General features: G+C 37.5%; 11 protein-coding genes and 1 other annotated feature. All 11 genes read right to left on the minus strand.

Annotated features, from left to right (window positions below; genetic code table 11):
• Window positions 1-687 carry a septum site-determining protein MinC gene (gene minC / locus BTOYO_RS08505; RefSeq protein WP_000391516.1) on the minus strand — a complete coding sequence of 229 codons (687 nt, stop codon included), beginning with the start codon at window positions 685-687 and terminating at the stop codon, window positions 1-3.
• Window positions 688-722: 35 nt separating this feature from the next.
• Complete coding sequence (gene mreD / locus BTOYO_RS08510) at window positions 723-1268, minus strand: rod shape-determining protein MreD (protein ID WP_000975760.1); 546 nt, start codon at window positions 1266-1268, stop codon at window positions 723-725.
• Window positions 1269-1282: 14 nt separating this feature from the next.
• Window positions 1283-2137 carry a rod shape-determining protein MreC gene (gene mreC, locus BTOYO_RS08515; RefSeq protein WP_001135475.1) on the minus strand — a complete coding sequence of 285 codons (855 nt, stop codon included), beginning with the start codon at window positions 2135-2137 and terminating at the stop codon, window positions 1283-1285.
• Window positions 2138-2178: 41 nt separating this feature from the next.
• Window positions 2179-3198 carry a cell shape-determining protein MreB gene (gene mreB / locus BTOYO_RS08520; protein ID WP_000466737.1) on the minus strand — a complete coding sequence of 340 codons (1020 nt, stop codon included), beginning with the start codon at window positions 3196-3198 and terminating at the stop codon, window positions 2179-2181.
• A gap of 158 nt (window positions 3199-3356) precedes the next feature.
• Window positions 3357-4034, minus strand: coding sequence for a DNA repair protein RadC (gene radC, locus BTOYO_RS08525; RefSeq protein ID WP_001013401.1), 678 nt, complete (start codon window positions 4032-4034; stop codon window positions 3357-3359).
• A gap of 47 nt (window positions 4035-4081) precedes the next feature.
• Window positions 4082-4657 carry a Maf family protein gene (locus BTOYO_RS08530; protein WP_001226288.1) on the minus strand — a complete coding sequence of 192 codons (576 nt, stop codon included), beginning with the start codon at window positions 4655-4657 and terminating at the stop codon, window positions 4082-4084.
• Window positions 4658-4877: 220 nt separating this feature from the next.
• Window positions 4878-5840 carry a hypothetical protein gene (locus tag BTOYO_RS08535; RefSeq protein WP_000361021.1) on the minus strand — a complete coding sequence of 321 codons (963 nt, stop codon included), beginning with the start codon at window positions 5838-5840 and terminating at the stop codon, window positions 4878-4880.
• A gap of 164 nt (window positions 5841-6004) precedes the next feature.
• The gene (locus BTOYO_RS08540) at window positions 6005-7306 is read right to left on the minus strand and encodes a bifunctional folylpolyglutamate synthase/dihydrofolate synthase (RefSeq protein ID WP_000582089.1); all 1302 of its coding nucleotides are present in this window, start codon (window positions 7304-7306) and stop codon (window positions 6005-6007) included.
• 92 nt (window positions 7307-7398) lie between these two features.
• Window positions 7399-10044 carry a valine--tRNA ligase gene (locus BTOYO_RS08545; protein ID WP_000072227.1) on the minus strand — a complete coding sequence of 882 codons (2646 nt, stop codon included), beginning with the start codon at window positions 10042-10044 and terminating at the stop codon, window positions 7399-7401.
• Between the two features lie 38 nt (window positions 10045-10082).
• Window positions 10083-10314, minus strand: a binding site (T-box leader).
• A gap of 176 nt (window positions 10315-10490) precedes the next feature.
• The gene (ysxE, locus tag BTOYO_RS08550) at window positions 10491-11516 is read right to left on the minus strand and encodes a spore coat protein YsxE (protein WP_000350668.1); all 1026 of its coding nucleotides are present in this window, start codon (window positions 11514-11516) and stop codon (window positions 10491-10493) included.
• Between the two features lie 66 nt (window positions 11517-11582).
• A complete protein-coding gene (gene spoVID / locus BTOYO_RS08555) occupies window positions 11583-12587 on the minus strand; it encodes a stage VI sporulation protein D (RefSeq protein ID WP_002039704.1) in 1005 nt (334 codons plus the stop codon).
• Window positions 12588-12630 lie beyond the last annotated feature (43 nt).

Consider the following 12630-nt stretch of genomic DNA (forward strand, 5'->3'; position numbering starts at 1 on the left):
CTATACAATTCCCCTTTCTAACTTTGTTAAATTAGGTCTAAGATGAGTGAGAAGTTGCAGGCGATCGACAACAATGTGATTGTCCTCATTAATATACGCACATTCTGCCGTCTCCGCTCCGTCTTCTTTCTCTTCCGGAGCCCGCATTGCCACATCACTAATTCGAAGTTGCATCGGGTTCATAACAGATGCAGCAATTACAGCCTCTGAATCCCCATAATACCCAGCATGTGCAATCCCTCTTAATGATCCTACGACAAAAATATTCCCCCCAGCGATAACCGTTCCGCCTGGATTAACATCTCCAATTAACAATAAATTTCCTTTTACATGTAAAACTTGTCCAGAGCGAACAATTTTGGAAATAGGGACAATCTCTGTTTCTTCTTTCCATGCTATTGCTTCCGATTTAGTTATAACATCACTTTCAATTGAATCCACAACAAGATTCTTTTTATTACGAATTAACGTACGAAGCTCTTCTTGGTGGACTTCTGTTAAATAACGATTTCCCACTTTCACATGCACTTCAATTAAAGAACGCCCATCGCCATCATAGTAATGTGTAGATAGTTTTTCGTCCAATTCTTTCAGTAATTCAGAGAATGAACAGCAGTCATCTAAATGAAGCGTTATCCCGTCTTTTGTCCCTTTTATCGTTACATTTTGTTGCTTTTTTTCTTCCACTAAAGTTCACCCCACCGATTCAATTCGACATAAAATTAGAAAATCCTTTTTTCTTTTTCTTCCATCGCTCTTGAAAGACGCACTAAATATCGTCTCAGTGGGAAACAAACTATCAATATGAAAATTCCATTCAGCAATAAAGTAGAAAGGAGACGATCCGTGAAAAAGACATACGCCGACATATGAGTACGTCCTAACAAAGTTAAAAATCCATACACATAATATTCTAATGCTACAATGCTAGCTAATACGATAGACACAACAATGAATAAATTCAATTGTAGTACCTTCATCACACTATAAACTAAATAAGCTAAAATCGGATAAGCAAATATATATATACCGACAAGTTCTGTGTATACGGTATCAAATAAGAAACCAAATAATAGCCCGTAATAAATCCCTTGGACCGGACCATAGTACACAGTAACAAAACATAACACAATGATAAAGAAATGCGGCGCTGCTATACTGTCTTTCCAAAAAACTTCTGTTGGAACAATAGTAGCAAACATATTTTCAAACAGAAAAACAAAAAGGAGCAAAAGAGGAAGAGCTGCTCTTTTTAAAATCTTCATCATCTCTTCTCCTCCTCCTATTCTAATGGCGCTGATTTCATATCACGTTTAGCTACTATAATATGCTCTACGTCATTTAAATCAGCGGCAGGTTTTACATAAGCTGTTTTTGTTAAACCGTATGCATCTGGTTGAACATCAACGATTTCCCCAATCTCAAGACCTTTCGGGAAAATCTCCCCACCAAGTCCAGACGTTACAACCATTTGACCTTTAGCTACTGGTGCATCAGAGCCAATCTTTGTGAAAAGTAACAATTTTTTTTCTTTGTCATAACCTTCGATTAAACCGAAGATATTTTCATTTCCATGTACAACAGCAGAAACACGATTTGTTCGACTCATAGAACTTAACAACTCTACTGATGCTGTAAATTGAGATACACTTTTCACGCGTCCAACTAAACCTTTTGAAGTCATAACAGCCATATCCTTTTTAATCCCTTGCTGTGCTCCTTTATCAATTCCAATTAAATCGTACCATTTATCTGGATTGCGAGAAACAACAGTAGCTGGAATTTCAGAAAAATCGCTCGGCAACTCTTTTTTTTCAGTTAGCTGTCTTAATTTATTGTTGTCTTCCTCTAATTGCTTCACTTTAACTGATAAACTCGCATAGTTATCTATTTTTGCTTTTAATTCTTTATTCTCTTCATACGTGCGCTTTACATCCTCTACATTTTCAAAGAATCCAGCTACATATTTCGCTGGCTTTTGGAATACACGTTCTACAACACCGACAGTGTCTTTAACAAACTGCTCTGGCCATGTTAAACTGTTCCGTTCTTTCAATGAGATTCCAATCAATGCCACGAGAAGAATAATACTAACTAACAAAACAATTAATCTTTTGTTTAAGAAAAACTGTGGCACGTTCACACCCTCTTAATTCCATTGATTTTTATTTTGCAATATTATCGAGCAGCCGTTTTGAAAAGATCGATATTATCTAATGCTTTTCCTGTTCCAATTGCTACGCAATCTAATGGATCTTCTGCAACAAGAACTGGCATATTTGTTTCTTCACTAATCACTTTATCTAAGTTACGTAGTAATGCACCACCGCCTGTTAATACAATACCGCGGTCCATAATATCTGCCGCTAATTCAGGTGGAGTTTTTTCCAACGTATTTTTAACTGATTCTACAATTGCATCTACTGTATCTTTTAATGCATCCGCAATTTCTTCTGGTTGAATTAGTACTGTTTTTGGTAAACCACTTACTAAATCACGACCACGAATTTCCATAGGCTCGATACCTTCTGGCTCGCCTGCAGAACCGATTTCTAATTTTAATGCCTCTGCTGTTCTTTCACCAATCATTAAGTTATAGCTTTTCTTAATGTACTGAATGATTGAATCATCCATATCATCACCAGCAACACGAACTGATTGACTTGTTACGATACCACCTAATGAGATGATTGCAACTTCTGTTGTACCACCACCGATATCAACAACCATACTACCAGTTGGTTCCCAAACAGGTAAGTTCGCACCAATTGCTGCTGCAAATGGTTCTTCGATTGGATATGCATCACGAGCACCCGCTTGACGAGTCGCATCAATTACTGCACGTCTTTCAACAGCTGTAATACCAGACGGTACACATACCATTACATACGGTTTACGTGAGAAGAAGCCGTTTGATTTTTGAGCTTGTTGAATGTAATATTTCATCATTGTTGCTGTTGTTTCGTAATCAGCAATTACACCGTCTTTCATCGGACGAAGTGCTACTACGTTTCCTGGTGTACGACCAATCATCTGTTTTGCATCGCTACCTACAGCAACGATTTGTTTCGTATCAGTTTGTAATGCTACTACTGAAGGTTCACGTAAAACTACACCTTTTCCTTTTACATATACAAGCGTGTTCGCAGTTCCTAAATCTATTCCAAGATCGCGAGTAAAGCCACCAAATCCAAACATATTTTTTATCTTCCTTTCTTGTTTTCACGGACTCATTTTTTTCTTATTTTATATTATAAAAACAGTACGTTTTTTATATCTATATCCTTTTTGCAGATAATTTTCTACAAAAAACTCATAAATCACATTATAAAACAAAATAAGTAAAAAGCATAGTCTTAAATATGACCTTTTTCCTTTAAACTCACGAATTTATGGTCACCTATTATAATATGATCAAGCACTTCAATTCCAATAATCTGGCCGCATTCTACTAAACGTTTTGTTACTTCAATATCTTCTCGGCTCGGCGTAGGATCTCCTGAGGGATGGTTATGAAGACATATGATAGAGGCTGCTGCACGGCGGAACGCTTCTTTAAAGACTTCTCTTGGGTGTACAATTGACGTGTTTAGACTTCCAATGAATATCGTTTGCCTATGTATAACTTGATTTTTTGTATTTAAATATAAACAAACAAAATGCTCTTGTTGTAAAAAGCGCAGTTCTTCCATCATGTATTTCGCACAATCTTCTGGGCTTCGAATGCTATATCGATTTTGATACTCTAAACGTACCATTCTTCTACCTAGTTCAAAAGCAGCCATAAGCTGAGATGCCTTTGCAATCCCAACACCATGAATACTAATTAATTCTTCTAACGTTGCATCTTTCAACATACGTAAACCATCAAAGTGATGTAAAATTTTATCTGACAACTTTAAAACTGTCTCTTCTTTAGAACCTGTTCTGAGTAACACTGCAAGAAGCTCCCGATTTGATAAACTCCCTGTTCCTTCTAATAATAAACGCTCCCGTGGCTGTTCTTCTCTGACAACATCACGAATACCGTTCATCTCTCCACCCCTTTTACCTGTTCTCTCAAAGAAAACCCCATGCAATTTTACGCATGGGTTACATCAATATCAAATTGTTTTAATTCCCGGACAAGACGTGCAATTGGTAAGCCGACTACACTGTAGTAATCTCCTTGAATATGTTGAACAAAAATAGACCCTTTTCCTTGAATACCATAACTTCCTGCTTTATCAAGAGGTTCTTTCGATGCAACATATACGTCAATTTCCTCTTCTGTTAATTCCCAAAACGTAACTTCTGTACGCTCATAAAAAGTGACCGTTTTTTCTTTCGATATAATTGCCACACCTGTATATACTTCATGTGTTTTTCCTGATAATAATTGTAACATTTCTTTCGCCTCAACCTCATTAGAAGGCTTTCCAAGAATACGCGACTCATATGTAACGATTGTGTCTGCACCTAACACAATGTGATCACTATTATTTTCTGCTACCGCAGATGCTTTTTGCAAGGCAAGGGACATAACAATATCAGGAGGTGATGAATACGCACCAATCGTTTCTTCTACTTCACTTACAACGATTTCAAATGGTACGCTAGCTAACTCCAGCAATTCCTTCCTCCGAGGTGATCCTGAAGCTAAAATAATTTTTCTCATATTTTCTCCTTCCTTTCTCACATGAAGCAGAACAATTTACATCAATCGTATCAAAAGAATAGTTTATCCACAAATGAAAGAAATATTATTTTCTCTAAACAAAATAATATTTCTTTACTGCATACGATTATATTCCAGCCATAGAGAAAGTACTTTGCTCTAAATTTAAAAGAAAAGAAAGAAGTATAGACACTTCTTTCTTCATCATTTCATTATCTTATCATTTCACTTTTTGTGAAACAATTTTTTCATACGAAAGTATACCATCAATAACAACTTGATTTAATTTCGCCAAAGATTCTTTATCGCTCTTTCCGTCCTTCACTGTTTGCACAGCTATTGACGTATACATATACAGCTTTTTTACCTCCTCCTGCTTCATACTTTTCCCTACTTTTTCAATTGATTTCCATTCTTTCTCAATTACTTCTATATCTTTTGCATTACTTTTCCCACCAGCTTGTACGCTAGAAGCATATTTTGCTAAATGAGTATATAATGGCTGTACTTTTGTTAAGAACGCTCCTATTTCTTTATCATCTTTAAGCAACGCTTTATCCGTAATATCCCAGTTCTTTTTTAAAACGGAGACACCATCATTTTTATACTGCGTCATTAATTGATTTATAGCCTGTTCATCGCTAGCAATACCAACAATTAGTGCATACTTATCACCGCTCGGTTTCAAAGCAGCAACCCCTCCGTTACCTTTCCATTCTTCAAGAGCGGCCTGTCCCGTTTCTTTGGAAGAATAAAGCCCACCTTGAACAAAAAATAATTTCATTGGCTCTAATGACGTTCCTGTCTGTTTTTTTTGTTTTTCCTCTTTTGATACTGGTGTTTGTTCTGCCGTTCCATCCACCTTTGATTCTTCATTTCCAGTCTGCTTCGAAGCCGTTACCGTACTTTCCCCTGTTGTCCCTTGTCCTGTAAGTAACTGCAGCATTCCCATTCCAAACGCCGTACCAATTATAATTGCAGTTGCAACAATTACAATTAATGTATTACTCCACTTCTTTCTGTATTTTTCCATGGGCGCTGATTTCTTTTTTTGAAACGGAACAACGTTTTTCGGTCTTTCACTTTCCACTACCATCCATTCAAACTCATCTTTCTTCTTCTCTTCATACTTCGCTTCTGTTCCATTTACTTTCACTGAGATCGTTCGTGATTGCTTGTCCATACACTCACACCTCACCTCTTGTCGTTGTCCGCATCATATCATATTCATTTCACAAAAAAACGAGATATTTGTCAGAGGAATTCGCCAAATAACCCTATATAATTATCTTATATGTATGCATTTGACTTCATTTGTAGAACAAAAAACTAGATAGCAAAGGCTATCTAGTTTTTCTCGCGAATATATTTTCTAACTTCAGAAATGAAATATAGAGAACCCGTTATGATAAAGACATCATTTCCCCCTATCATTTCAACCTTTGTATCAATTGCCTCTTTCCAATCTTCAAAGACTATTTTTGATTTTTTTTGCGAATGCGCTGCAAGTTTGTCAGCGGAAATGGCACGATCAAAGGCGAATGTTGTAAAAATAATTTCATCGGCAATTGTTTCTAATTGACCTACCATGTTATGCAACTGTTTATCACCAAGCGCAGTAAATAAAACTATTATATTTTTATCTTTATAATGTGCCTCTACTGTTTTTACAAGACTCTCAATACCTTCTGGATTATGAGCACCATCTATTATAATATCAGGATTACTTTTCAGCTTTTCAAATCGGCCAATCCAATACGCTTCATGTAATCCAGCTCTTATTTCCTCTTCCTCAATTAAAAATGATACATATGTTTTTAAATACATAATTGCCATAAGTGCTAGTGAGGCATTTCCTACTTGGTGAACACCTTTCATTGACATTCGAACATCTTCAAAAGATGCGAAAGGACAAACAAAATCAAAACGTTCCCCATCTTCGTTAGACTGTTTATGTAACGCTGTAAAATGTTTGCCCAGTTCATATAAGTTTGCATGATTTTCCTTTGCAACCTTTTGAATGACCTGCAATGCTTCATCATCTTGCACGCCTGTAATAACCGGAACACCCGACTTAATAATTCCTGCCTTCTCATACGCAATTTCTCCTAGTGTATCCCCTAAAATATGCATATGATCGTGGCCGATATTTGTAATAATTGTGAGAATAGGATGAATCACATTCGTAGAGTCAAAGCGCCCTCCAAGCCCTGTTTCAAATAAAACAACATCACAGAAATTGATTTTACCGAAATAACAAATTGCCATAACAGTAATAATCTCAAACTCAGTCGCTTCCCCTAAATCCGTCTCGTCTAGTTTTTCAACGACTGGCTTTACCATGTTTACAAGTTCCGCAATCTCTTCATCTGCAATTGGTGTTCCGTTCACACTAATACGCTCATTAAATGTTTCAATGTAAGGAGAGGTAAATGTTCCAACCTTATATTTTGCGCCTTCTAGCATGTAGCGCATATACGTTAAAGTTGAACCTTTTCCATTTGTACCAGCAAGATGAACACATTTTATATGACGCTCTGGATTTCCGAGTTCTTCTAGCATCCAGCTCATTCTTTCTAATCCTGGTTTAATACCAAACTTCAATCGACTATGAATCCACCCTATCGCTTCTTCGTATGTATGTATCACGTATGTTTTCCCCTTTCAAAAGACAACCTTCATCATTCTATTATACGCAAAGAAAAGAGACTCACCAATATAGTGAGTCTCTAAAATACACTTTATTTCTCAAGATCTGCTAGACGTTGGCGAACTGCTTCGCGTTTTTCTAGGTAATCTTGCTCTTTCGCACGCTCTCCGTCAATAACTGCCGCAGGAGCTTTCGCTACGAAGCCTTGGTTTGAAAGTTTCTTCTGTACACGTTCTACCTCTTTATCGAACTTCTCAAGTTCTTTTTCAAGACGTGCTCTCTCTTCGTCAAGGTTGATAAGATCAGCTAACGGTAAGAATAACTCTGCACCTGATACGATTGCAGTCATCGCTTTTTCTGGCGCTTGTAAATTCGTTTGAATTGTTAATTCACTTGGGTTACAGAAACGCTCAATGTAAGAGCTGTTTTTCGTAAGTTGAGCAAGGATAGCCTCATCTTTTGCTTTAATTTGCATTTGAACTTTTTTGCTCATTGGCGTATTTACTTCTGCACGGATGTTACGAACAGAGCGAATGATATCAACTAGAAGGTGCATTTCTGCTGCCGCTTCTTTATCTTGTAAATCTTCGCGAACTGTTGGCCAAGCCGCTACTGTAATAGACTCGCCTTCATGCGGTAAATGTTGCCAAATCTTCTCTGTTACGAACGGCATGAATGGGTGTAATAGACGCATCGTTTGGTCTAATACGTAAGCTAAAATAGAACGAGTTGTTTTCTTAGCTGCTTCATCTTCACCGTATAGTGGAAGTTTCGCCATCTCAATGTACCAGTCACAGAAATCATCCCAAATGAAGTTGTATAATGAACGACCAGCTTCACCGAACTCATATTTATCCATGTTACGTGTTACACTTTCGATCGTTTCGTTTAAGCGAGTTAAAATCCACTTATCTGCAACTGATTTTTCACCAGTTAAATCGATTTCTTCATACTTCATATCATCCATGTTCATTAATACGAAACGTGATGCGTTCCAAATTTTATTAATGAAGTTCCAAGTAGATTCTACTTTTTCCATGCTGAAACGTAAATCTTGGCCTGGTGCACTTCCTGTTGATAAGAAGTAACGCATTGCATCTGCACCGTATTTCTCGATAACATCCATCGGGTCGATACCGTTACCAAGAGATTTACTCATTTTACGTCCCTGTTCATCACGAACTAAACCGTGAATTAATACATCTTTAAATGGACGCTCTCCTGTAAACTCTAAACCTTGGAAAATCATACGAGATACCCAGAAGAAGATGATGTCATAACCAGTTACTAAAGCATCTGTTGAATAGAACTTTTTAAAGTCTACTGCCTCTTCATTTGGCCAACCAAGTGTTGAGAACGGCCATAACGCTGAGCTAAACCATGTATCAAGTACGTCGTTATCTTGATTCCAGTTTTCAATATCCGCTGGCGCTTCAGTACCTACGTATACTTCACCAGTTTCTTTATGATACCAAGCTGGAATGCGGTGTCCCCACCATAATTGACGAGAAATACACCAGTCATGAATGTTTTCCATCCAGCGTAAGTATGTGTTTTCAAAACGCTCTGGTACGAACGTTACTTTTTCTTCTTCTTTTTGTTGAAGTGCTACTGCTTTTTCTGCAAGTGGAGCCATTTTTACGAACCATTGTGTTGATAAATAAGGCTCAACAACTGCACCGCTACGCTCACTATGACCTACTGAATGCATATGAGGCTCAATTTCTACTAATACGTCCGCTTCTTGTAAGTCTTTCACTAACGCTTTACGGCATTCGAAACGGTCCATACCGTTATACTTACCAGCTTTTTCGTTCATCGTTCCATCTTCGTTCATTACTAAGATGCGTGGTAAGTCATGACGGTTACCTACTTCAAAGTCATTCGGGTCATGAGCTGGTGTAATTTTTACAACGCCTGTTCCAAAGTCTTTTTCTACGTACTCATCGGCAATAATCGGAATCTCACGGCCTACGATTGGAAGGGTAACTGTTTTTCCGATTAAATGTTTGTAACGATCGTCTTCTGGATGAACTGCTACAGCTGTATCACCAAGCATCGTTTCTGGACGAGTAGTTGCAAGACGAATGTGACCAGAACCATCTGTTAATGGATAGTTCATATGGTAGAATGCACCTTGAACCTCTTTATGAATTACTTCGATATCAGAAAGAGCTGTACGTGTTGCTGGGTCCCAGTTGATAATATATTCACCGCGGTAAATTAAGCCTTTTTCGTATAATTGAACGAATACTTTATTAACTGCATCAGATAAACCTTCGTCTAATGTGAAACGTTCACGAGAATAGTCTAGTCCTAAACCAACTTTCCCCCATTGTTGACGAATGTGAGAAGCGTACTCTTCTTTCCACTCCCAAGCTTTTTCAAGGAATTTCTCACGGCCAAGATCGTAACGTGAAATACCTTCTTCACGAAGTTTTCCTTCTACTTTCGCTTGTGTTGCGATACCCGCATGGTCCATTCCTGGAAGCCATAATACATCGTATCCTTGCATACGCTTCGTACGAGTTAAAATATCTTGAAGAGTTGTATCCCAAGCATGACCTAAGTGTAACTTACCAGTTACGTTCGGAGGTGGAATTACAATTGTATACGGTTGTTTCTTCTCGTCTCCTGTTGCTTCGAAATATTTGCCTTCAAGCCACCATTGATAAAGGCCTTCTTCAACGGACATATGATCATATTTAGTTGGTAAATTCTTTTCCGTGTTTGACATTATTTTCCCTCCTTAAAATAAAAAATGCCCCTCATCCAAAAAAGGACGAGGGACATCGCGGTACCACCTTTATTTACAAACAAATTCAGAATTTGCTTATACTCTTAATTTGATAACGGACAAATCCGTCTTTTCCTAATGAGAACTATTCCGTTCAGAAAAGATGCTCCAGGGCTACCTTCTAACATAACTATCTAGAGAATCTCCCAGCTAATGATTCTCCTCTCTGAAGACGTTTCATGTTATACTCTTCCCCTTCAAGGCATTTATATGATTGTTAATTATTATATACAATAGTGTAAAAAACGAAACCTTATTCGTCAAGATAAATTTAAGACTATCACTTTCCGGGCGAATATAAAAAAGATAAGTAGCATCCTCCACTTATCTTTTTTACCCCTCTATTTACGGGCGGTAATACCCCCGCCACTGATTAAAGTTTCACTTTATCCGTTCCCTTGCTGGGCAGCTTGTAATTGTGACAGGAAATATTCTACATTGCTAACGAGCCAATGTGATTGTTGCAAGCTCTTTACTCCGCGAATCTCATTTTCCTTATTGCGACTCTGCCTTCTTTTTTTATAAGACTCAATTTGCCGAATAAATTGCGATGGATAGGTCATGTAAGCATACATAAGCAGTTGCTCTTCTTTCGTAAACGGGAAGTTTTTTTGGTACATTTGATACCATTCAAAACGATCACTTCGCGCAATTGGATATGTGTTTAAAGACCGCGAATAAAACCCTACAATATCTTGCACAGGCGTTGCAAACTTCGATTTTTCTAAACTAATAAAATAGCCATTCCGTTCATAGTCAAATAAAAAATGATTAAGTGACACGTTACCATGCACAAAAGTAATGCGTGTTTTATCTTTTTCTTTCATCGCATCGTTCCACTCATTTAATTGCTTCGTTGCAAATTCACGCGCCCTCATTACATGATGATAGTACGTACAATATTGTAATTCAAACGGAGACATATACCACTTCGCTTCAGATTCTACAAGAAACTCTTCTAACATCTCACCATCATTTTCCCAACGATCGGATATACTTGTGTAATGTTTTTCTAAATCTTCTTCTGTATATGTTTCTTCTTTCACCGTTTTTTGGTGCAACGTTCCAAGTGTTTGAAACATTTTATGGTATTGATCATTATCCTCGCCGTTTCCTTCCGCACGTTCTAACCAAGGCATTAAATAATAATTATAAGTCCCGTCACTTAAAATATAATTCCCATCCGTCGCATGGTATATAGGTACATAATTTGAAAAACCTTTCTCCTTCAAATATTGAATATGATGTAGAAAGTTATTCCGCTCTAACTTTCTATCTTCTATTTTCTTTAGCGCATATGGACCTTGATTCGTGTAAATTTTCGTTACACTTCCGTGCTCTTCCATATGCTGCGTATCCAATCTATATTGCCTTACAATGGGTTCATAGCGATTTCGTAATTCAATATCCATACGAATAACCCTTTCTATTCAAAACATAGCCTCTAGGACAATAGGGGAGTGAAAGCACTCACCCCCTTATTTCGCCTTTGCTTTTGAAACGGGAATATAAATAATTTGTCCCGTAGTTAAATATATATCTTCTGTTTGATTAACACGGTATAAGTTTTGTACAGACGTGTCATAACGTTCTGCAACAGATTCAATTGTATCCCCTTCTTGCACGAAATACATTCTTAACTTCGTAAATTCTTCTTCCGGTTCTTTCGTAAATAATTGTGTTAAATAAAGCGCATTTTCATCTCGCTGTGAGTACGCTTCTTCTTGCTCTCCCTGCTTTTTCGCCTTTTCTTTTTGATAATCTTTTCGTCCAAACAATTCAAATTGCAGCGTCGTTTCTTGCTCCTCTTCACGCTCCGCAAATTCATGTTCTGCCAATTCCTCTTCCGCTTCTTCTTGCTCTTTTCTTTCTTCTAGCTGGAACGGTTCAAATGCGTAATCTTCCCATTCATCCGATTCTTTATAGGTTGGTTCCGCTACATGCGGCGCGGGTCTATTTTCATCCTCTTCAGCTGAATCATCTTCTAACTCAGCATACGCCGTTTCTTCCTCTTCATCCTCGATTCTTTCCTCATCACATAAACCTGTAATAGATATATCCGCTAATAATTGTAAGCAACCATTTTCCTTCAATTCATAATCAAATTCTTCAATTGATACATATAATTCTTCAATTACTTTCACTCGATTTCTTGGAATTGATATTTCAAGTGGAAAGGAATGAACAAGTTCATTCACCCCATCTTCCCTTGTTTCTACATAATCAATTGACTTTGCTGGCGATAGTTCTCTTAATGAATAGGCCGAATCATCTTGCCTTGCAACATACTCCCCCGTTAAATCTAACTGCCCTCTCACGATAACTTCATGATCAAGCTCTTCTATCTCAACGTCTGGATCTAACGAAATTGACAAAAGTTCTTCGACTTCCTGTCCTTTTTGGAACCAAACAGATTCTTTTAATGAAAATCGTAACGAATGATCTGTTGTCACTTCTTTTCCCCCTCCCAAACTATATGTCATTACAGATTTATGTATGTAAAGCCCACTTTATGAATAAAAAAAA

Source organism: Bacillus toyonensis BCT-7112, assembly GCF_000496285.1.
GTDB classification, from domain to species: domain Bacteria; phylum Bacillota; class Bacilli; order Bacillales; family Bacillaceae_G; genus Bacillus_A; species Bacillus_A toyonensis.